This window comes from Klebsiella michiganensis (genome assembly GCF_002925905.1).
Lineage (GTDB): Bacteria > Pseudomonadota > Gammaproteobacteria > Enterobacterales > Enterobacteriaceae > Klebsiella > Klebsiella michiganensis.
This window is the reverse complement of record NZ_PRDB01000009.1, coordinates 181460-202595: the sequence shown is the minus strand read 5'-3', so window position 1 is coordinate 202595 and position 21136 is coordinate 181460. Positions and strand designations below refer to the sequence as shown.

Annotated in this window: 18 protein-coding genes; 11 read left to right on the top strand and 7 right to left on the bottom strand. The window is 56.6% G+C overall.

The genetic code is table 11. The features are described from left to right. Window positions 1–249 precede the first annotated feature (249 nt). The 3 genes from fruA to fruB are packed head-to-tail and all read right to left on the bottom strand — an operon-like array spanning window position 250 to window position 4024. Window positions 250–1938: a PTS fructose transporter subunit IIBC gene (gene fruA / locus CDA56_RS19350; RefSeq protein WP_014230167.1), complete on the bottom strand. Its 1689-nt coding sequence runs from the start codon at window positions 1936–1938 to the stop codon at window positions 250–252. Window positions 1939–1954: 16 nt separating this feature from the next. After that, complete coding sequence (gene fruK / locus CDA56_RS19345) at window positions 1955–2893, bottom strand: 1-phosphofructokinase (protein WP_004103928.1); 939 nt, start codon at window positions 2891–2893, stop codon at window positions 1955–1957. After that, complete coding sequence (gene fruB, locus CDA56_RS19340) at window positions 2894–4024, bottom strand: fused PTS fructose transporter subunit IIA/HPr protein (protein ID WP_032750633.1); 1131 nt, start codon at window positions 4022–4024, stop codon at window positions 2894–2896. 331 nt (window positions 4025–4355) lie between these two features. On the opposite strand from fruB, the gene setB reads away from it, so the two are divergent. Next, on the top strand, window positions 4356–5537 hold the full coding sequence (gene setB, locus CDA56_RS19335) for a sugar efflux transporter SetB (protein WP_103814889.1): 1182 nt from the start codon (window positions 4356–4358) through the stop codon (window positions 5535–5537). Window positions 5538–5562: 25 nt separating this feature from the next. Here setB and CDA56_RS19330 read toward each other — a convergent pair whose 3' ends face one another. Then, complete coding sequence (locus CDA56_RS19330) at window positions 5563–5814, bottom strand: YkgJ family cysteine cluster protein (RefSeq protein WP_014230170.1); 252 nt, start codon at window positions 5812–5814, stop codon at window positions 5563–5565. Window positions 5815–5962: 148 nt separating this feature from the next. Between CDA56_RS19330 and yeiP the strand changes: the two genes are divergently transcribed. From yeiP to yejF, 10 genes are all read left to right on the top strand, one after another. After that, window positions 5963–6535, top strand: coding sequence for an elongation factor P-like protein YeiP (gene yeiP, locus CDA56_RS19325; RefSeq protein ID WP_004122911.1), 573 nt, complete (start codon window positions 5963–5965; stop codon window positions 6533–6535). Window positions 6536–6817: 282 nt separating this feature from the next. Next, entirely contained in the window at window positions 6818–8284 is a 1467-nt protein-coding gene (locus CDA56_RS19320; protein ID WP_032750635.1) for a mannitol dehydrogenase family protein, read from the top strand. Between the two features lie 118 nt (window positions 8285–8402). After that, window positions 8403–9380, top strand: coding sequence for a CobW family GTP-binding protein (locus CDA56_RS19315; protein ID WP_102802922.1), 978 nt, complete (start codon window positions 8403–8405; stop codon window positions 9378–9380). 35 nt (window positions 9381–9415) lie between these two features. Beyond that, window positions 9416–10129, top strand: a complete 714-nt coding sequence (locus CDA56_RS19310; RefSeq protein WP_165795127.1) for a phosphatase PAP2 family protein — start codon at window positions 9416–9418, stop codon at window positions 10127–10129. A 426-nt stretch (window positions 10130–10555) separates the two neighbouring features. Beyond that, window positions 10556–11125 carry a bifunctional murein DD-endopeptidase/murein LD-carboxypeptidase gene (gene mepS, locus CDA56_RS19305; protein ID WP_004122922.1) on the top strand — a complete coding sequence of 190 codons (570 nt, stop codon included), beginning with the start codon at window positions 10556–10558 and terminating at the stop codon, window positions 11123–11125. Window positions 11126–11314: 189 nt separating this feature from the next. Then, window positions 11315–12877 (top strand): cyclic di-GMP phosphodiesterase, encoded by a 1563-nt coding sequence (locus CDA56_RS19300; RefSeq protein ID WP_014839070.1) that lies wholly within the window; start codon window positions 11315–11317, stop codon window positions 12875–12877. A gap of 70 nt (window positions 12878–12947) precedes the next feature. Further along, on the top strand, window positions 12948–14753 hold the full coding sequence (locus CDA56_RS19295) for an extracellular solute-binding protein (protein WP_103814891.1): 1806 nt from the start codon (window positions 12948–12950) through the stop codon (window positions 14751–14753). Between the two features lie 9 nt (window positions 14754–14762). Further along, on the top strand, window positions 14763–15857 hold the full coding sequence (locus CDA56_RS19290; RefSeq protein ID WP_004122930.1) for a microcin C ABC transporter permease YejB: 1095 nt from the start codon (window positions 14763–14765) through the stop codon (window positions 15855–15857). Then, entirely contained in the window at window positions 15857–16882 is a 1026-nt protein-coding gene (locus CDA56_RS19285; protein ID WP_004852714.1) for an ABC transporter permease, read from the top strand. The genes CDA56_RS19290 and CDA56_RS19285 overlap by 1 nt, the downstream gene beginning before the upstream one ends. Window position 16883: 1 nt before the next feature. Further along, a complete protein-coding gene (gene yejF / locus CDA56_RS19280; protein WP_102802924.1) occupies window positions 16884–18473 on the top strand; it encodes a microcin C ABC transporter ATP-binding protein YejF in 1590 nt (529 codons plus the stop codon). Window positions 18474–18476: 3 nt separating this feature from the next. On the opposite strand, the gene CDA56_RS19275 is transcribed toward yejF, so the two are convergent. The 3 genes from CDA56_RS19275 to rsuA all read right to left on the bottom strand — a co-directional run bounded on the left by CDA56_RS19275 (window position 18477) and on the right by rsuA (window position 21064). Then, window positions 18477–18821: a YejG family protein gene (locus tag CDA56_RS19275; RefSeq protein WP_004122937.1), complete on the bottom strand. Its 345-nt coding sequence runs from the start codon at window positions 18819–18821 to the stop codon at window positions 18477–18479. Between the two features lie 330 nt (window positions 18822–19151). Further along, window positions 19152–20348 (bottom strand): Bcr/CflA family multidrug efflux MFS transporter, encoded by a 1197-nt coding sequence (locus CDA56_RS19270; RefSeq protein WP_014230177.1) that lies wholly within the window; start codon window positions 20346–20348, stop codon window positions 19152–19154. After that, window positions 20345–21064: a 16S rRNA pseudouridine(516) synthase RsuA gene (rsuA, locus tag CDA56_RS19265; RefSeq protein ID WP_014230178.1), complete on the bottom strand. Its 720-nt coding sequence runs from the start codon at window positions 21062–21064 to the stop codon at window positions 20345–20347. Before rsuA ends, CDA56_RS19270 begins: the two co-directional genes overlap by 4 nt. Window positions 21065–21136 lie beyond the last annotated feature (72 nt).

Sequence of the window (21136 nt, the reverse complement as noted above, 5' to 3'; positions counted from 1 at the left end):
ATCACCCCCAAATAAACACATGTTTGAATGTGAACATGTGTTTATGTTAAGCGCAATGTTTTTAAAGTAAAGAGGTCAGCAAGAGGGATTTCATATGAACATGAACAAAATCACAAAAAATGCCCCGTATGGTTTTTAAACAGTTTAAAAATGCGAAGGAGAGCACATACGGCAGGATGAGCGGGGGGAGATGAGGCATAAAAAAAGGGCAGAGAAGACTCTGCCCTTGAGAACGATTTAATAGGTCGATCAGGCTGCTTTTTCGACTACCTGAACTTCAGGACGTTTCAGCACCGCGTAGGAGAGCCCTGCGACCAGCGTACCGACGACAATCGCCATCAGATAACCGAGTACCGGCGTAATCGCGCCAGGAATCAGCAGGACGAACAGACCGCCGTGCGGCGCCATCAGCTTAGCACCGACCGCCATGGACATCGCGCCGGTGACCGCGCCGCCAACGATACAGCAGGGCAGGACGCGCATCGGGTCGCGAGCAGCGAACGGAATCGCGCCTTCGGTGATAAAGCACAGGCCGAGAACCAGTGCGGCCTTACCGCCTTCCTGCTGCGCTTTGTCGAACTTGTTACGCGCAACCAGCGTCGCCAGACCCAGCGCCAGCGGTGGAACCATACCCGCCGCCATAATGGCCGCCATCGGCGCATAGGTTTGGGTACTCAGAAGACCAACACCAAAGGCGTAGGCCGCTTTGTTCACCGGACCGCCCATGTCGGTACACATCATACCGCCGAGGATCGCACCGAGCAGAACCGCGTTCGCCGTGCCCATGGTTTGCAGCCAGTGGGTCAACGCTTCGAGGATCCCGGCAACGGGCTTACCAATCAGGTAAATCATCGCCAGACCTACGATCAGGCTGGAAACCAGTGGAATGATCAGGATTGGCTTCAGCGCCTCCATACTTTGCGGCAGTTTCAGCTTCGTACTGATCGCTTTCGCCACGTAACCGGCAAGGAAACCAGCGATGATACCGCCGATAAAGCCGGACCCGGTGCTTACCGCCAGCATACCGCCGATAAGACCCGGCGTCAGGCCCGGACGGTCAGCGATGGAGAAGGCGATAAAGCCCGCCAGTACCGGCACCATCAGCGCGAAGGCTGAGCCCCCACCGATTTGCATCAGCGCGGCGGCCAGGGTGTCTTTCACTTCAAAGGCTTTAATACCAAAAGCGAAGGAGAGCGCGATACACAGACCGCCCGCCACCACCATCGGCAGCATGTACGACACGCCGGTCAGCAGGTGGCGATAGGCGCCAGCGGACTCTTTTTTGCCTTCCGCCGCGGCCTGGGATTTACCCGCAGGCTGATACGGTTTCGCTTCAACAACGGCTTTATCCAGCTCCTGAGCGGTTTTCTTCAGCGCCAGACCGGTGGTGGTGCGATACATCGGCTTACCGGCGAATTTCGCCAGATCCACTTCGATATCGGCAGCCACCACCACCAGATCCGCCTGTTCAACTTCTTCCGGGGTGATTGCATTGCCCGCGCCCACGGAGCCGCGCGTTTCAACTTTCACCCACCAGCCGCGTTTTTTGGCTTCGGTTTCAATCGCTTCCGCCGCCATAAAGGTGTGCGCCACCCCGGTCGGACAGGCGGTGACCGCTACGATGCGTTTCGGACCGTTGGTCGCTGCGGGTACAGCGGCAGCGGCCGGGGCGCTGTAAGGCGTTGCATGGCTTTTGGCCTCACCGAGGAAGAGCTCCGGGTGCGCTACGGCGCGGTTAATATCGCCGAGATAGACCTTTTTGCCGTTCAGCGCGCTGTCGGCCGGCAGCGCCGTGCCCAGCACAATCGCCAGCTCAGCGTCGTTCGGGTTATCAATCAGTTCGAGTTGCGCTTTTTGCGCCGCAGTGCTTAACAGGGTCTTCGCCATATAGGCGCGAGCCTGTCCAAGCCCGGCATCAATAATCAGCAGCGTTTTCATTATGCCTCTCCTGCTGTTAATTAAAGGGTTGTAAGTCGACGCGCGCCATCATTGCGGCCAACTGGGTACGATCGGTAATACCGACATTGCTCTGACTCACCGCCAGCGCGGCAACTGCCGTTGCCAGGCGCAGCGTATGTTCGCTGGACTCACGCATCAGCAGACCATAAATCAGGCCGCCAACCATGGAGTCACCGGCGCCAACGGTGCTTACCACTTCAACGGAAGGCGGCTTGGCAATCCACTCTCCGGATGCGTTAACCCACAGAGCGCCTTCTTCGCCAAGGGAGATAACCACGTGGGCAATTCCCTGCTCACGCAGCGCATGAGCGGCTTCAATCACATCTTTCATTTCAGGCAGCTTGCGGCCCGCCCAGATTTCCAGCTCGCGGCGGTTAGGTTTAACCAGCCACGGCGCCGCTTTCAGACCGGCAACCAGCGCTTCGCGGCTGCTGTCAAAAATGATGCACGGGCACTGGCTGCGCAGACGGGTCATCCAGTCAGTGAACGCTTCCGGGCTGACGCCAGACGGCAGGCTACCGCTCACGCAAACCATATCGAACTGGCCCAGCCAGCTCAGGGAATCGTTAACAAAACGCTCCCAGTCGCCCGGCGTGACTTCAAAGCCGGAGAAGTTGAAATCGGTGACTTCGCCGTCTTTCTCCGTCAGCTTGACGTTGATACGGGTACGGCCCTGAACAACCTGAAAACGGTTAGCAATGCCCAGCTCGCTGAACAGCTGCTGAAAACCATCCTGATTGTCTTTACCGAGGAAACCGCCAACGGTGACGTCGATACCGAGATCTTTCAGCACTTTTGCAACGTTGATCCCCTTCCCTGCGGCGTGCAAACCGGTAGTGCGAACAAGGTTAACCTCACCGCGTTCAATTTCCGGGGTAAAACCCACCAGGTCATAGGCCGGGTTTAAAGTAATCGTTGCGACACGTCTGCTCATTTATGCGCCCTCCCCAAGGCCTGCGGCGATCGCTTCGCCAATCGCATCCAGCGCCTGCTGCGCATCTTCACCCTGCGCGGTAAAGCGCAAGCGGTGACCTTTTTTCACGCCCAGCGCCACGACTTTCATCAGGCTGCGGCCGTTGGCCGGTTTGCCCGAACCATCAAGGTTGGTGACGGTAATGTCGCTGGAGAATTGTTTAATGGTATTAACCAGCATCGTGCCGGGACGCGCGTGCAGCCCGTGCTCGTTGCGGATAACGTATTCCGCGCTGAGAACATCTTCCGCAATCGCGTCGTCGCTGGTCAGCAGCGCCAGCAGCGTGGCACCATCAGCCTTCAGCAAACGGTCAGCTTTTTTGTCGAGCAGCAAATTGCTCAGGCGATTAAGCACCGCAGTTGGCTGGTCATCGGCCATCGCGACGGTGATCAGCAGAGAAACCGGCTGCTCTTCGCTGGTAAAGGCGCTGGCCGCGCGGCTGACGGCAACGGCGCTGCGCAGGTTGCCTTCGGTGCTGTCGTTCAGCCAGATGCCCTGACCGAGGTTCAGCGGTTTATCATTAATCGTACGGCTAACAAAGGAAGCATCGACCGCGCCGGCTTCTTTCAGCCGAGCGGCATTCAGCGCCTGCAGGGTCAGCAGGTCGCTGGCGACAACGTCCAGGGTCAGCGTCTCGTTATCCAGCTTCAGCGCTTCGCTCTGCTTTTCACCCATCAACAGGGCGCGCAGCTCTTCAGCGGTCGTCGCGGACTTAAGTTGTTCAGCAACGGAGTCGTCGCTCAGCACGTGGGTCAGCTGACGCAGCAGCCCCAGGTGTTCATCCGAGCTGGCGGCAATACCGATGGCGACGTAGGCGGTTTGCCCTTCGCCCCAGGTCACGCCCTGCGGGAACTGATACACCTGAACGCCGGTTTTCAGTACCTGATCGCGGGTGTCGGTGGTACCGTGCGGAATCGCAATACCGTTGCCAAGGAAAGTGGAGGTTTGCTGCTCGCGAGCCAGCATCCCGTTGATGTAGCCGTCTGCCACGTTGCCCGCGCTGACCAGCGCGGAGGCAACCTGACGAATAGCCTCTTCTTTATTACCGGCCTGCTGACCGGGATGAATATCCTGCACAGATAACTGGAACATGGTTCTCCTCTCCTGCTGAATTGAATCGTTTCAGCTACTTTGAGAAAAAATGCGTCATCTACCTGCCGGAGAATCTCCCGATGACGCTGAAACGTTTCAAGAAGTCTGTACCTTTATTAGCCGCCAGGCAAGAAAAGTTCGTTTTCTGATAACAGAAGTTAGAGATACAGCACACTTTTGCTGAAGCGGGAGCGTCGAGGCCGGGAAAACTTCAGCTTTCTGCTGAAGTTTGATTTTGAAACGTCTTTTTGATTTATTCGTGCCCTGGTACTGTTCATTTTCTGAGTGACGGCGTAAACTCCGCGACTCCTGAAAACCGATGAACGCCGACATGCAAAACAGTAGCGCCGCCCTGCCACGACGCGGGTTTGATTTCACCTCTTCCGCCTTTCTGATCGTCGCCTTCCTGACGGGTATCGCCGGGGCACTCCAGACGCCAACGCTGAGCCTGTTTCTGACGAACGAGGTTCACGTACGACCGGCGATGGTCGGCTTCTTTTTTACCGGTAGCGCGGTGATCGGCATTCTGGTGAGCCAGTTCCTCGCCGGGCGTTCGGATCGCAAAGGCGACCGCAAGCGGCTGATCGTCTTCTGCTGCCTGATGGGCGTGCTGGCCTGCATGCTCTTCGCCTGGAACCGTAACTACTTTATTTTGCTGTTCATCGGGGTATTTCTCAGCAGCTTCGGCTCCACCGCCAACCCGCAGATGTTTGCCCTCGCCCGCGAGCATGCGGACAAAACGGGCCGCGAGGCGGTCATGTTTAGTTCGATTCTGCGCGCTCAGGTGTCGCTGGCATGGGTTATCGGACCGCCGCTGGCCTACGCGCTGGCCATGGGTTTTGGCTTTACGGTGATGTATCTCAGCGCGGCAGTTGCCTTTGTGGTCTGCGGCGCGATGGTCTGGTTTTTTCTTCCCAGCATGCGTAAAGAGCCAAAGCTCGCTACGGGCCATCTTGAAGCGCCGCGCACCAACCGCCGCGACGCGCTGCTGCTGTTTATCATCTGTACGCTGATGTGGGGAATCAACAGCCTGTACATCATTAATATGCCGCTGTTTATCATCAATGAACTGCATTTACCGGAGAAGCTGGCCGGGGTCATGATGGGCACCGCCGCCGGGCTGGAAATCCCGACCATGCTGATTGCGGGCTACTACGCCAAACGCTTCGGCAAACGTTTCCTGATGCGCATCTCAGCGGTGGCCGGCGTGCTGTTTTACGTTGGCATGCTAACCGTCCATACCCCCGGACTGCTGCTGGCCCTGCAGGCGCTGAACGCCATTTTTATCGGTATCCTGGCCGGTATCGGCATGCTCTATTTCCAGGACCTGATGCCCGGACAGGCGGGTGCGGCCACCACGCTTTATACCAATATCACGCGCGTTGGCTGGATTATCGCCGGTTCGCTGGCGGGGGTCGTTGCGGAAGTCTGGAGCTATCACGCCGTATTCTGGATTGCGCTGGTGATGGGGGTCATCACTCAGGCCTGCCTGTGGCGTATTAAAGACGTTTAAGGGTATCCCGCGCGGGCTTGCACCGTCACGAAGTGCTCAGCTCAAGATGAAGCAGCCAGGTCATGGCGTCTTCGCGATTGGTGGCGCACATTTCCGCTTCCGGCTTCAGGCTGGCGCACACTTTCGGCCTTAACGGCGAGCCAAAAATAGCGCAGAGATTATTTTGCGATAGCTGCACGCAGCGGGTGTTTGCCGGCTTGCCTTGCGGCATGCCCGGGATAGGGCTGGAGATAGAAGGAGCGATACAGCAAGCTCCGCATTCAGGGCGGCATTCCATAATCGACTCTTCCGATAACGCTTTTAGCAGCCCAGCCTAAACGTTTTACCTGAAGATAGCAAAACCGACGAATTCCACTTGCCTGAAAGGCCCGGCGCGAGTAGTTTTACGCGATATTTTCGACCCTTTAAGTGACAGGATTACTGCAATGCCAAGAGCGAATGAAATTAAAAAAGGTATGGTGCTGAATTACAACGGCAAACTGCTGATTGTTAAAAATATTGATATTCAGTCACCCAGCGCCCGCGGCGCAGCGACGCTGTACAAAATGCGTTTCTCCGATGTACGCACCGGCCTGAAAGTGGAAGAACGCTTCAAAGGCGACGACATCGTCGATACCGTCACCCTGACCCGCCGCTTCGTTGACTTCTCCTATATCGATGGCAACGAATACGTCTTTATGGATAAAGAAGATTACACCCCGTATATCTTCACCAAAGAGCAGATCGAAGAAGAGCTGCTGTTTATGCCGGAAGGCGGCATGCCGGATATGCAGGTTCTGACCTGGGACGGCCAGCTGCTGGCGCTGGAACTGCCGCAGACCGTGGATCTCGAAATCGTTGAGACGGCGCCGGGTATCAAAGGCGCATCCGCAAGCGCCCGTAACAAACCGGCGACGCTGAGCACCGGCCTTGTTGTTCAGGTGCCTGAATACCTGAGCGCGGGAGAGCGTATCCGCATCCATATCGAAGAGAGCCGCTACATGGGCCGCGCGGACTAAACTCCGCGTTTGCAACATCCAGGAGGGCAGCCAGCGGCTGTCCTTTTTATTAGCCCCTTATCCGCAATCTCCCCTCCGCCAAAAGCTGTTATACCAAAAATAGCGAAGTTACCGCTAATCTCACCGGCTCTCTCCGCATACTTTGCGGCCTGACCGTTTACCGCGACAGAATTGCATGATCAAGCTCACATTAAGCGGATAAATAAGGCTCACCAATTTAATTTGTTGTCATATATCTTTACACTGACCATGTTAATTATTGGTTAATCAGGTGTATTAAGAATGACAACCATTGCGACAGCCACGCTGCCGGAAGGCGTACAGCTTCCTCGATACGATCGCAGTCAGCTGCGTTCGCGTATTGTGCATTTCGGTTTTGGCGCGTTTCATCGCGCGCACCAGGCCCTTCTCACCGATCGGGTGCTCAACGCCAGCGGCGGAGACTGGGGGATTTGTGAGATTAGCCTGTTCAGCGGCGATCGGCTGATGAGCCAGCTTCGCCAGCAGGACCACCTGTTTACCGTGCTGGAAAAAGGCGCCGAGGGCAATCAGCCGATTATTGTCGGCGCCGTTCATGAGTGTCTGAATGCGAAACTGGATTCGCTGGCCGCCATTATTGAGAAATTTTGCGAACCGCAGGTCGCCATTGTCTCTCTGACCATCACCGAGAAGGGCTACTGCATCGATCCGGCCAGCGGCCAGCTGGATATGACGCAGCCGCGCATTATTCACGATCTGCAAAATCCGACGCTGCCGCAATCGGTTCCCGGCATTCTGGTGGAAGCGCTGGCGCGCCGCCGACAGCGGGGGCTACCGCCGTTTACCGTCCTCTCCTGCGATAATATTCCCGATAATGGACATGTGGTAAAAAACGCCGTGCTGGGAATGGCCGAAAAACGGGACCCGGAGCTGGCGCAGTGGATCGCCGAACACGTCAGCTTTCCCGGTACCATGGTTGACCGCATCGTGCCCGCCGCCACCGATGAGTCGCTGGCAGAAATTAGCGCGACGCTAGGCGTGGAAGACCCCTGCGCAATCAGCTGCGAACCCTTTATCCAGTGGGTCATTGAAGATAACTTTGTTGCCGGTCGCCCGGACTGGGAAACCGCGGGCGTCCAGATGACCGATGACGTTTTACCGTGGGAACAAATGAAGCTACGGATGCTCAACGGTAGCCACTCGTTTCTCGCCTGGCTTGGCTATCTGGCTGGCCATGCGCACATTAGCGACTGCATGCAGGATCCGATTTTCCGCAGCGCCGCCTACCGCCTGATGCTTGACGAACAGGCGCCGACCTTATCCATTCAGGGCGTTGACCTGACGGCGTACGCTGACAGCCTGATCGAGCGCTTCAGCAACCCGGCGCTGAAGCATCGCACCTGGCAAATCGCCATGGACGGTAGCCAGAAGCTGCCGCAACGTATGCTTGAGGGTATTCGCGTCCATCTCGCTCGGGGCAGCCGCTGGCCGCTGCTGGCGCTCGGCGTGGCCGGCTGGATGCGCTACGTCAGCGGTATTGACGATGCCGGAAATGCGATTGATATTCGCGATCCGCTGGCCGATAAGATGCAGAAACGGGTTTCTGCCAGCGATGAACACCAGCGCGTGGCGGCCCTGCTTACGCTTGAAGAGATCTTCGGCCGCGACCTGCCGCAGAACCCGCAGTTTGTCGCGCATATCACCGCCGCATGGCATCAGCTCGCCGCTTTTGGCGCACGTCAGGCGATTGCCGGCACGCTGAACGCTTAACAATTTCTGCCTTTTAGCGGACAGATCCCCCTTCTGTCCGCGGTAAGACTTCTCTTTTCCCCTTTTTTTCGTCAGGATAGCGTAACTGTTACAACATTACATTTATCCTGGAGAAAAAGTGACCAAAACCAATTTGATCACGGGGTTTCTCGGCAGCGGCAAGACGACGTCGATTCTGCATCTGCTGGCCCATAAGCCCGCGGATGAAAAATGGGCCGTGCTGGTCAACGAGTTTGGTGAAGTGGGCATTGACGGCGCGCTGCTGGCGGAAAGCGGCGCGCTGCTCAAAGAGATCCCCGGCGGCTGCATGTGCTGCGTGAACGGTCTGCCGATGCAGGTCGGGCTCAACACCCTGCTGCGCCAGGGCAAACCCGATCGCCTGCTGATAGAACCCACCGGGCTTGGCCATCCTAAACAGATCCTCGATATGCTGACCGCCGCAATATACGAGCCGTGGATCGACCTGCGCGCCACCTTATGCGTGCTGGATCCGCGCCAGCTGCTGGACGAAAAAATAGCGACCAACGACAACTTTCGCGACCAGCTGGCCGCCGCTGACGTCATTATCAGTAATAAAGCCGACCGCGCAACGGAGGAAAGCCAACGCGTATTCGCCGCCTGGTGGCAGACCTATGCCGGCGATCGGCGGTTCGTCAGCGCCACGCGGGGGAATATCGACCCGGCACTGCTTGATTTGCCGCGCCGCAATCTTGCGCCGCTTCCCGCCAGCCCCGAACACGCGCACGGCCACGGGCAGAAACAGGGCCTTGCGGCATTGAGCCTCCCTGCCCATCAGCGCTGGCGTCGCAGCCTCACTAGCGGCCAGGGCTATCACGCCTGCGGCTGGATTTTTGACGCCGAAACCGTTTTCGACACCGTGGCCCTGCTCGAATGGGCGCGCCTGGCGCCGGTCGGGCGCGTGAAAGGCGTGATGCGCATCGCGGAAGGAGTGGTACGCATCAACCGCCAGCAGCGCGATCTGCATATTGAGACGCAGAACGTTCCTCCCCCCGATAGCCGTATCGAGCTGATTGCCGATACTGAGACGGACTGGAACGCACTGCAGGCCTCCTTGTTGAGGATTCGTTTAAGTTAAGACGGCTATGGTTGCCGTCGTTTACCCAACACACGATAGTTATGATTAAAAATCGAATTCCCCTAATCCTGCTGCTGAACGCGGCGGGTGTTGCGCTTTTTTGTTCATGGTACCTTCCCGTTAACCATGGTTTCTGGAATCCGCTGGACTCAGCGATCTTCTATTTCTTTAACCACCTGGTTGGCGTGAGCACCGCTTATACCTGGCTGCTGGCGATTATCAACAACCGCGCATTTGATGCCTGCTCGCTACTGGCGATGGGCAGCCTGATGCTAAGCTTCTGGTTTAAAGAGCAGAGCGCCGGACGCCGCCGGGTGATTATCATCGGCCTGACGATGCTGCTGGCCGCCGTCATCATCAATCAGCTTGCCCAGCACCTGATGCCGGTTAAGCGCGCCAGCCCTTCGCTCTCTTTTACCGATATCACCAAAGTGAGCGATGTGATCTCCTTCCCCACTAAAGATGCGTCTAAAGATAGCTTTCCAGGCGATCACGGTATGATGCTGCTGATTTTTGCATCATTTATGTGGCGCTATTTTGGTCGCCGGGCGTTTGCCATCGCGCTGGTCATATTCGTGGTGTTCGCTTTTCCACGCGTAATGATTGGCGCTCACTGGTTTACCGATATTGCCGTCGGCTCATTAACGGCGGTACTCATTGGCGCCCCCTGGGTATTGATGACCCCGCTGAGTGATAATGTCATTGCGTTATTTGAGCGTTATCTTCCGGGTAGAAAAACTAAAATTTAAATCCATCTTTACAATTAATTAATATCATTCATAAGGGATCGTTCTGGGTCCCTTTTTTTGTCCGCGCGTTTTTTCTCATCCGGCATCATCTTCCCGTCATAGTAATCATGTTAGAAATGAGTAAATTGCGTATTTTTTACCCATTGCTGCCGCTATTTTGCCCTTTGCCGATGATTCACTTTTTGTCGCAAAAATACTTATAAGAAAATGCGTAAAACCGCTCGCCATCCCCCGGTTGATCGGGTAACCTCAATCTCGTTTTGCCTCGTCAGCGACATCAATTCAGAGAATGAATAAATTTGTGCGTCAGTCCACAGTTTTATGCTTACGGAATTGTCTCATTGCGACCAGGTAATTAGGCTCTAACACGTTTGGCATTTTTTATAACGACATTGTCGTTAAGGACAACAAGGGATAACACACAGCATGGTCAAATCTCAGCCGATTTTGAGATATATCTTGCGGGTCGCCCCCGCGATTGCAGTTGCGGTTCTGCTTTCCGCGTGTAGTTCAAATAGTACCGCCAGGAATATGCATTCTGAGACGCTTGCTGTGGGTAGTGGCGATTTATCATCACTGCAAGCCTCTCAGGATGAATTTGAAACGATGGTCCGCAACCTGGACGTTAAGTCCCGCTTGATGGATCAATATGCCAGCTGGAAGGGCGTGCGTTACCGCCTCGGCGGCAGCACCCGTAAAGGCATCGATTGTTCCGCCTTTGTGCAACGGACTTTCCGTGAACAGTTTGGCCTGGAACTGCCGCGCTCGACTTCAGAGCAGCAGGATTCCGGAAAATCGATCAGCCGCGCGCAGCTGCGCACCGGTGATTTAGTTCTGTTCCGTGCAGGTTCCACGGGCCGCCATGTAGGGATCTACATCGGCAACAATCAGTTTGTTCATGCTTCCACCAGCAGCGGTGTGACGATTTCAAGCATGGATGAGCCGTACTGGAAAAAGCGCTATAACGAAGCGCGACGCGTTCTGAGCCGTTCGTAATCGTCTTCTGCCGTTGGTTAATCCCTTGGCCAACGAAAGAAATAAAAAAACACTGCCGAGGCGGTGTTTTTTTTTGCTCGCCAGCCAGGAAACTTCGTAAAATAAGCGATGTCTTTAAGCAGGGATAGAAAAAGCGATTTCTATCAGCCCCCTGGCGCAAATCAACAATACGGACTGACTATATAGCCTATGCCTACCCGTCATCTCGCTCCCCGGCGAAAAATCTGGCTGACCAGCATATGTGTTGGAATAGCCGTCGCCCTGCTGGCCGGTAGCATCCAGTTTATGGTGATTTATCACAACCGTGCGGAGCGTTTCGACGCCATTATTCACAACGTTCATACGTATCTGCAGGACTACTTTCACGATTTGAATCAGACGATTCAGGGCATGCAGCCGCTGGTCGATCAACCCTGTGAAAACGTTGCCTCAGGCTTAACCGCCCATGCGGCATTCAGCCCGAACGTCCGCGCCATCCTGCTGGTCAAAAATGGCCTTGCGTTTTGCTCCTCCGCCACAGGCGCTATGAACACGCCCTTAACCCAGCTCATTCCGCAGCTTAATCTTACTCAAGCGGTCGATATGGCGATTCTGCCCGGGACGCCAATGATGCCGAAAAGCGCCGCGCTGGCGCTGTGGGTCCGCAGCCCACACGGCGGGAAAGACGGTATTTTTGTCTCGATTAATGCCAACCTGACGCCCTATATTCTCTACTCAGCCCGACAGAATGATTTCAGCGGCCTGGCGCTGGCCATTAAGGACACCGCCATTTCCACCTTCAGCAACCAACTTATCGACCCGCAGACGCTGCTCTCGCCGCCCATTCGCCAGACGCAAATCGACGGCCTGCCGCTGAAGGTTTATCTCTACGCGAACAGCTGGCTGGCGGAGAATACGCAGTTTGCTCTGCTGCTGGGCGTCGTGTGCGGGCTGCTGGCCGGGCTTTTAAGCTACTACATCCTGACGATTAAATCGGACCCGCGCAAAGAGCTGCTGCTGGCGATCAAAAACGATCAGTTCTATGTGGTTTATCAACCGGTGGTGAGGTCAGAGACGCTGCGCATCAGCGGCGTTGAGGTACTGATGCGCTGGCGACATCCCGTGGCCGGCGAGATCCCTCCCGATGTGTTTATCAACCTTGCTGAAACCCAGCAGATCATTATTCCGCTCACCCGCCATCTGTTAAAACTGATTGCGCAGGATGCGCCTGTTCTGCAAACGCTCCTGCCCGCAGGGAGCAAGCTGGGGATAAATATCTCCCCCCTTCATCTGCACGCAGGCAGCTTTCAGCAAGACCTTCAGCATTTCGCCGCCGCCATGCCGGCCGGCCATTTTAGCGTGGTGCTGGAGATCACCGAGCGCGCGATGATCGATAAGAATCGCTCCTTAGGGAACTTCGACTGGCTGCACGAACAGGGCTTTGAAATTGCGATTGATGATTTTGGTACCGGCCACAGCGCGCTAATCTATCTGGAGCGCTATAACTTTGATTACCTGAAGATAGACCGCGGCTTCGTGCAGGCTATCGGCACTGAGACCGTCACCTCACCGGTGCTTGATGCCGTTATCACCCTGAGCCGCCGCCTGAAGCTCACCACGGTCGCTGAAGGGGTGGAAACGCAGGAACAAGCGGAATGGCTGCGCGACCACGGGGTAAACTATTTACAGGGCTACTGGTTAAGCCGGCCGCTGACGCTGGACGCGCTGATCGCCGCCCATGATGAACCGGCGAAATATTTCACAAGCCGCTAAGGGTCCTTTATTATTTGCTATCAAAGGTCAGGCCGCTTCAGGTCTGACATTGGAGGGCGTCATCCTGGTTATTTTTGCACGCATCAGCCTGATCCTGCTGACCTTATTTAGCCTGCAGAGCCAGGCGCAAACGATTAAAGAGAGCGACAGGTTCGCTATTATCGGCGAACCGAAATACGCCGCGGGCTTTGACCATTACGATTATGCCAACCCCGCCGCGCCTAAAGGCGGGGCGATTACCCTCGCGGCCATCGGTACTTTTGATAATTTCAACCGCTACGCCATGCGCGGCAACCCCGGTATCCGTACCGAAAGCTTATACGACACGCTATTCACCACCTCTGATGATGAGCCCGGCAGCTACTATCCGCTGATCGCCGAGCATACGCGCTATGCCGATGATTTTTCATGGATGGAGATCGCGCTCAATCCCCGCGCCCGCTATCACGATGGCAGCCCCGTCACCGCCAGCGATGTCGCGTTTACCTTCCAGAAGTTTATGACCGAAGGGGTGCCGCAGTTTCGCCTCTATTATAAAGGCACCACCGTAAAAGCCATCGCTCCGCTCACCGTACGCATTGATTTAGCCAAACCGGGCAAAGAGAACATGCTTAGCCTGATGACGCTACCGGTGATGCCGGAAAAATTCTGGAAAAACCATAAACTCAGCGACCCGCTATCCGCCCCACCGCTGGCCAGCGGCCCGTATCGCATCACCGCCTGGCGCATGGGCCAGTACATTACCTACTCGCGGGTTAAGGACTACTGGGCCGCCGACTTACCGGTCAACCGCGGGCGCTGGAATTTCGATACGCTGCGCTACGACTATTACCTGGACGACAACGTCGCTTTCGAAGCCTTTAAGGCCGGCGCCGTCGACCGTCGCGAAGAGAACGTTGCCAAGAACTGGGCTACCCGCTACGTCGGGCGCAATTTTACCCACGGCTATATCGTTAAAGATGAATACACCAACACCTCGGCGCAGAATACGCAGTGGCTGGCCTTTAACATTCAGCGCCCGGTATTTTCCGACCGCCGGGTACGCGAAGCCATTACCCTCGCCTTTGATTTTGAATGGATGAATAAGGCGCTGTTTTATCACTCCTACAGCCGCGCCAACAGCTTCTTTCAGAATACCGAATACGCGGCGCGCGATTATCCGGATGCCGACGAGCTGGCGCTGTTAACGCCGCTGAAAAAAGAGATCCCGGCCGAAGTTTTCACGCAGATATACCGCCCCCCGGTTTCCAGCGGCGATGGTTTCGAACGCGCAAACTTGCTGAAGGCGGATGCCATCCTTAACCAGGCGGGATGGATAGTGAAAAACCAGCGGCGGGTTAATGCGAAGAGCGGCAAACCGTTACGCTTTGAGCTGCTGCTTCCTTCCGGCAGCAGCGATCGCTGGGTCCTGCCCTTCCAGCACAACCTCCAGCGGCTCGGCATCGTCATGGATATTCGCCAGGTCGACAACTCCCAGTATAGTAACCGCAAGCGCAGCCGGGATTACGACATGATGCCCAACGTCTGGCGCGCCACGCCCTGGCCCGGCACCGACCTGCAAGTCTCCTGGGACTCCGAATATATTAACTCCAGCTATAACGCCTCAGGGGTACAAAGCCCGGTCGTCGACCGGCTCATCGCGCAGATTATTCGCTGGCAGGGTAATAAAGAAAAGCTGCTGCCGCTGGGCCGGGCTCTCGACCGCGTGCTGACCTGGAACTATTACATGCTGCCGATGTGGTATATGGCGCAGGACCGAACCGCATACTGGGACAAATTCTCCTTCCCGCAGACCCGCGCGGTCTACTCCTCCGGTTTCGAAAACTGGTGGTACGACGCAAGCAAAGCGGCCAGACTCCCCGCGGACAGACGCTAAGGAATTAAGATGGGTGCATATCTGCTCCGCCGACTACTGCTCATCATCCCCACCCTGTGGGCGATTATCACCATTAACTTTTTTATTGTGCAGATCGCGCCCGGCGGTCCGGTCGATCAGGCGATCGCGGCGATTGAGTTCGGCGACCGCGGCGGCTTGCCCGGCGCCGGAGATGGCGGCATGGCCGCCAGCCATGCGCGTACCGGGGTCAGCAACATCAGCGATGGGCACTATCGCGGCGGGCGCGGGCTGGACCCGGAGGTGATTGCTGAGATAACCCACCGCTACGGCTTTGATAAGCCGCTGCACGAGCGTTATTTTAAAATGCTCGGTGATTATCTGCGCTTTGATTTTGGCGATAGCCTGTTTCGCAGCTCATCGGTACTGCAGCTGATTAAAGACAGCCTGCCGGTCTCAATCACCCTGGGCCTGTGGAGTACGCTCATCATCTACCTGGTGTCGATTCCGTTGGGGATCCGTAAAGCGGTCAGCAACGGCAGCCATTTTGACGTCTGGAGCAGTACGCTGATTATTATCGGCTATGCCATCCCGGCGTTCCTGTTTGCCATTTTGCTGATCGTTATCTTTGCCGGCGGCAGCTATTTCGATCTCTTTCCGCTGCGCGGGCTGGTGTCAGCCAACTTCGACAGCCTGCCCTGGTACCAAAAAATCCTCGACTATCTCTGGCATATCACCCTACCGGTGCTGGCAACGGTGATCGGCGGTTTTGCCGCCCTCACGATGCTGACCAAAAACAGCTTTCTTGATGAAATCCGCAAGCAGTACGTGGTTACCGCACGCGCCAAGGGCGTCAGCGAAAAGCAGATCCTTTGGGGCCACGTGTTTCGCAACGCGATGCTGCTGGTGATTGCCGGTTTCCCGGCCACCTTTATCAGTATGTTTTTTACCGGCTCGCTGCTGATTGAGGTGATGTTCTCGCTAAACGGACTGGGGCTGCTGGGCTATGAGGCCACCGTATCTCGCGATTACCCGGTCATGTTCGGCACGCTGTATATTTTTACCCTGATTGGCCTGCTGCTGAATATCATCAGCGATATCAGCTATACGCTGGTCGATCCGCGAATCGATTTTGAGGGCCGCTAATGTCATTTTTTAGTCCCGTCAATCAGGCCCGCTGGGCGCGTTTTCGCCACAACCGCCGCGGCTACTGGTCGCTATGGCTCTTTTTAGCGCTTTTCGCCTGTAGCCTGTGCGCAGAGCTTATTGCTAACGATAAGCCGCTGCTGGTCCAGTACCGCGGCAGCTTCTACGTTCCGCTCCTGAAAAACTACAGTGAGACCACCTTCGGCGGCAGCTTTGCCACCGCCGCCGACTATCAGGACCCGTGGCTGCAAAAACGGCTGGCGGATAACGGCTGGGCCCTGTGGGCGCCGGTTCGTTTCGGCGCGACGACCATTAATTTCGCCACCGACGCGCCCTTCCCTTCGCCGCCGTCAGGACAGAACTGGCTGGGCACCGATGCCAACGGCGGGGACGTGCTGGCGCGTATTCTGTACGGCACGCGCATTTCCATTCTCTTTGGACTGCTGCTGACCTTCTTCTCCAGCGTACTGGGGGTGATGGCCGGTGCCGTTCAGGGGTATTACGGCGGGAAGATTGACCTCTGGGGGCAGCGGTTTATCGAAGTCTGGTCGGGAATGCCGACGCTGTTTCTGATTATCCTGCTCTCAAGCGTTGTACAGGCCAACTTCTGGTGGCTGCTGGCCATTACCGTGCTGTTCGGCTGGATGACGCTGGTCGGCGTGGTCCGGGCTGAGTTCCTGCGCACCCGTAACTATGATTATATCCGCGCCGCGCAGGCGCTCGGCGTCAGCGATCGCGCCATTATTCTGCGCCATATGCTGCCTAACGCCATGGTCGCCACCCTGACCTTCCTGCCGTTCATTCTGTGCAGTTCGATAACCACCCTGACCTCGCTCGATTTCCTCGGTTTTGGCCTGCCGCTGGGCTCCCCTTCGCTGGGCGAACTGCTGTTGCAGGGTAAAAACAACCTGCAGGCGCCCTGGCTGGGCATCGCCGCCTTTCTGTCGGTGGCGGTCCTGCTGACGTTATTGATTTTTATTGGTGAAGCGGTTCGCGACGCCTTTGACCCAAGCAAGGCGGTGTAGCATGACGCAACCTTTGTTAGATATCGATAACCTCTCCATCGCCTTTCGCCAGCAGGGTGAGACTATCCCCGTCGTCAGCGAACTGTCGCTGCAGATTGCCGTCGGCGAGACCCTGGCGCTGGTCGGCGAGTCCGGCTCCGGGAAGAGCGTGACCGCGCTATCGGTGCTGCGGCTACTCCCGTCGCCGCCGGTCAGCTATCCTGCCGGCGACATCCGTTTTCACGGCCAGTCGCTGCTGCACGCGGATGAACGCACCCTGCGCGGCGTGCGCGGTAACCGCATTGCGATGATCTTTCAGGAGCCGATGGTTTCGCTTAATCCACTGCATACTCTGGAAAAACAGCTGTACGAAGTGCTCTCTTTGCATCGCGGGATGCGCAAAGAAGCGGCGCGCGGGGAAATCCTCGACTGCCTCGATCGCGTCGGCATCCGCAACGCGCCCCGGCGGCTGGCCGACTATCCCCATCAGCTTTCCGGCGGCGAGCGCCAGCGGGTGATGATCGCCATGGCGCTGTTAACCCGCCCGGAGCTGCTTATCGCCGACGAACCCACCACCGCGCTGGACGTGTCGGTGCAGGCGCAAATCCTCACGCTGCTGCGGGAGCTGAAGCAAGAGTTGAATATGGGGCTGCTGTTTATCACCCATAATCTGAGCATCGTTCGTCAGCTCGCCGACCGCGTCGCGGTGATGCAGAACGGCCGCTGCGTGGAACAAAACGGCTGCCGGGCGCTGTTTTCCGCCCCCGAACACCCTTATACCCGCCGCCTGCTGGATAGCGAGCCGTCGGGCGATCCCGTCCCGCTCGCACCCGATGCGCCGGTATTACTGCGGGCGGAAAATTTGACTATCGCCTTCCCGATACGTAAAGGTCTGCTGCGGCGAGTTGTCGATCATAACCGGGTCGTTAACGGCCTCAGCTTTCATTTGCGCGCGGGAGAAACGCTGGGGCTGGTCGGCGAGTCCGGATCGGGCAAAAGCACCACCGGGCTGGCGCTTCTGCGTCTGATTCATTCCGATGGCGCGATCGCCTTTGACGGTGAGGCGCTTCAGGGACGTAATCGCCGGCAGATGCTGCCGCTGCGTCGTCGCATGCAGGTGGTCTTTCAGGATCCTAACTCATCGCTAAACCCGCGGCTCAACGTGCTGCAAATTATCGAAGAGGGATTGCGCGTCCATCAACCGACGCTCACGCCGGCCGAACGGGAGCAGGCGGTGATTCAGGTGATGCAGGAGGTCGGCCTCGATCCACACTCACGGCATCGCTACCCTGCCGCCTTCTCCGGCGGCCAGCGTCAGCGCATCGCGATCGCCAGGGCGCTGGTCGTCAAACCGCAGCTTATCGTGCTGGATGAGCCCACCTCATCGCTGGATAAAACCGTACAGGCGCAAATCCTCGCGCTGCTGAAGGCGTTACAGCAAAAGCATCAGCTGGCCTATATTTTTATCAGCCATGATTTACGCGTCGTGCGGGCGTTGTGTCATCAGGTGATGGTGCTGCGGCAGGGAGAAGTCGTCGAGCAAGGTGAGTGCGAGCGCGTATTTACCGCTCCGCAGCAGGAGTATACCCGTCAGCTGCTGGCGTTAAGCTGACGGTCAGAAGGGATTGTTGCCGGAGAAAGGTTCCGCAATCGCCACGCCGAAATTTTTCAGGCGGCAGGTTGCAGCGAATTCGTCCTGACGGTTAACAAACAGGCACGGTTCCCCTTCGCATTCAACGACAGAGCTGTCGACCTCGATGTCGCTAAGCGCCTGGCTGAGCTTATGCATGACCGGCCACGCGCTTTCGCCATCGGGGCTGAGTAATTTCAACGCCACGAGGCTGTTTTCGCTCTGGGCGCCGTTTTGCGGAATCGGTTCAACTCTTGAACCTGCAAAACCGGCCAGCCAGCGATAGCTCTGCGGCAGACGGTGTACGATAGAGAGTTGCAGTGTATTCACGTGTTTACCCCGGAAGCAAAATACTTCACAATAATTTTACATCAATACTAACACATTATTGACAACCAGTCCTCTTCCTGCACAGAAAACGCTTACACCAGTGGCATAGCCGTGTTATTGGTTTGTAATGTAAAAGTTTATAATTGCGCAGATGGAACATCTTCGGGCTATATGTACCCGTTTCTGTGATCTAAAACAACTTTTTTATCGCAATCATGCGACTTTTTGAACGATTTGATTTTACATAAAATAAACAAATCGCTGAACAGAGAAGCCAGATTTGGTTGACATGCATCAAAAAAAGGGGCGATATCGCCCCCTGAAAGTCGCTTAGCGCGCGGCTTTGCGCCGTCGGCTGGCGTAGAGGTAAAAGAGGATGGAGCTGCTGGCGCAGAAGGCGATAGAAATCAGCATTGGCCAGGCGGTGGTAAACGTCGCCATCGACAGCAGCGCACCGACAATGGCGCCAATCCCGAAACGGAACGTCCCTGCCAGCGAGGAAGCGGTCCCGGCCATATGCGGAAACTCATCGAGAATCACCGCCATCGCGTTAGAGGAGACCATCGAAACGCAGCCGATGAACGCCGCCACGCCAAACACCAGCGCCCAGAACCCCACGCCAAACAGCGCGCACACGACCATCCACGCCGCCATCGCAAACTGGATCCATAGCCCGGCGCGGAACATGTTCAGCGCCCCAACCCGCCGCACAAAGCGGCTGTTGATCATGGTCATGACAAACAGGAAGACGACGTTCAGCGCAAAATAGTAGCCAAAGTGCTGCGGTGAAACGTGGTTGATATTGATATAGACAAACGGGCCGGCGCTCAGAAACGAGAACATCCCGGCGAAGCTGAAACCGCTTGCCAGCATATAGCTCAGCACCCGCTTGTGGCGAAACAGCGTCGCGAAGTTGCCGAGCGTAGTGCGAATATGAAATTTCTGCCGGCGTTCCGGCGGCAGGGTCTCGCTAATAAAGAAGGCGATCATCGCCGAGGCTAATAGCGCCGCCACCGCGAGGATCCAGAAGATCGCATGCCAGCTAAACCACACCAGCACCGCTCCGCCGACCATCGGCGCCACCAGCGGCGCGACGGTGGTCACCAGCATGACGAACGACATCATCCGCGAGAACTCTTCCTTGGGATAGATATCGCGCATCAGGGCGTTAATCACCACGCTCGCCGCCGCGGCCGCCAGGCCGTGGAAAAAGCGCATGGTGATCAGCATATCGATAGTCTGCGACAGCGCGCAGGCCACCGCCGCCGCGGCAAAAACCAACGTACCGCCCAGTATCACCGGTTTACGCCCCATGCTGTCCGCCATTGGGCCATATAAAAGCTGGCCCAGGGCAAAGCCCAGAATATAGGTACTGAGCGTCATCTGCGCGCTGCCGTCCGGCACATTAAACTGCGCCGCAATCACCGGCAGCGCCGGAAGATACATATCAATCGACAGCGGCATTAACATGGCCAGCAGGCCAAGAATAAACACAATCCCTAATGAAGAATTCTGCTTTGCCGTCACGTTTTACTCCGCGCATGTTGGCCGCCAACGCTGGCAATTTCTTCTGCCGTCAGCGGACGATATTCACCCGGCGCCAGCGACGCATCGAGCGCGATATCGCCAATACGTTCGCGATGCAGGCCAACCACATGATTCCCCACCGCGGCAAACATCCGCTTCACCTGATGGTAGCGCCCTTCGCTAATGGTCAGGCGGACTTCGGTCGGCGTCACCACTTCCAGCACCGCCGGTTTGGTCAGGTCTTTCTCATTATGCAGCTGAACGCCTTTGGCAAACTGCTCGGCGGTGGATTCATCCAGCGGATTTTCCAGCGTCACCAGATAGGTTTTTTCGCAATGGTGGCGCGGGGAAGTAATGCGGTGCGACCACTGGCCATCGTCGGTCATCAATACCAGTCCGGTGGTGTCGATATCCAGACGCCCCGCGGCATGCAGCTTGTGCGCCACCGGCTCGTCGAGGAAATAAAGGACCGTTGGATGATCCGGATCGTCGGTGGAACAAACGTAACCCTGCGGCTTGTTGAGCATAAAGTAGCGCGGGCCGGTCTGCTGAACCAGCGTATTGCCGTCATACTCGACGTCATGCTCCGGCAGAAGCTTGAAGGAGGAGTCTTTTACAATGTCGCCGTCCACGGTAACGCGGCTGCCGCGGATTTCACGCCCGGCAATAGCCCGGCTAACGCCAAGTTGCTGAGCGATAAACTTATCAAGTCGCATGAGATTTTTTTAGCCTGTACAAGTGCTGGAGCGGGCAACGCGCCCGAAAAAGAAGAATTTCATGGGGTAGTA

Coding starts and splice junctions, on each gene's coding strand:
- fruB (WP_032750633.1), bottom strand. CDS start 4,024: ATGTTCCAGTTATCTGTGCAGGATATTCATCCCGGTCAGCAGGCCGGT.
- CDA56_RS19285 (WP_004852714.1), top strand. CDS start 15,857: ATGTCATTTTTTAGTCCCGTCAATCAGGCCCGCTGGGCGCGTTTTCGC.
- CDA56_RS19290 (WP_004122930.1), top strand. CDS start 14,763: ATGGGTGCATATCTGCTCCGCCGACTACTGCTCATCATCCCCACCCTG.
- mepS (WP_004122922.1), top strand. CDS start 10,556: ATGGTCAAATCTCAGCCGATTTTGAGATATATCTTGCGGGTCGCCCCC.
- CDA56_RS19300 (WP_014839070.1), top strand. CDS start 11,315: ATGCCTACCCGTCATCTCGCTCCCCGGCGAAAAATCTGGCTGACCAGC.
- fruA (WP_014230167.1), bottom strand. CDS start 1,938: ATGAAAACGCTGCTGATTATTGATGCCGGGCTTGGACAGGCTCGCGCC.
- yejF (WP_102802924.1), top strand. CDS start 16,884: ATGACGCAACCTTTGTTAGATATCGATAACCTCTCCATCGCCTTTCGC.
- yeiP (WP_004122911.1), top strand. CDS start 5,963: ATGCCAAGAGCGAATGAAATTAAAAAAGGTATGGTGCTGAATTACAAC.
- CDA56_RS19320 (WP_032750635.1), top strand. CDS start 6,818: ATGACAACCATTGCGACAGCCACGCTGCCGGAAGGCGTACAGCTTCCT.
- rsuA (WP_014230178.1), bottom strand. CDS start 21,064: ATGCGACTTGATAAGTTTATCGCTCAGCAACTTGGCGTTAGCCGGGCT.
- setB (WP_103814889.1), top strand. CDS start 4,356: ATGCAAAACAGTAGCGCCGCCCTGCCACGACGCGGGTTTGATTTCACC.
- CDA56_RS19330 (WP_014230170.1), bottom strand. CDS start 5,814: ATGGAATGCCGCCCTGAATGCGGAGCTTGCTGTATCGCTCCTTCTATC.
- fruK (WP_004103928.1), bottom strand. CDS start 2,893: ATGAGCAGACGTGTCGCAACGATTACTTTAAACCCGGCCTATGACCTG.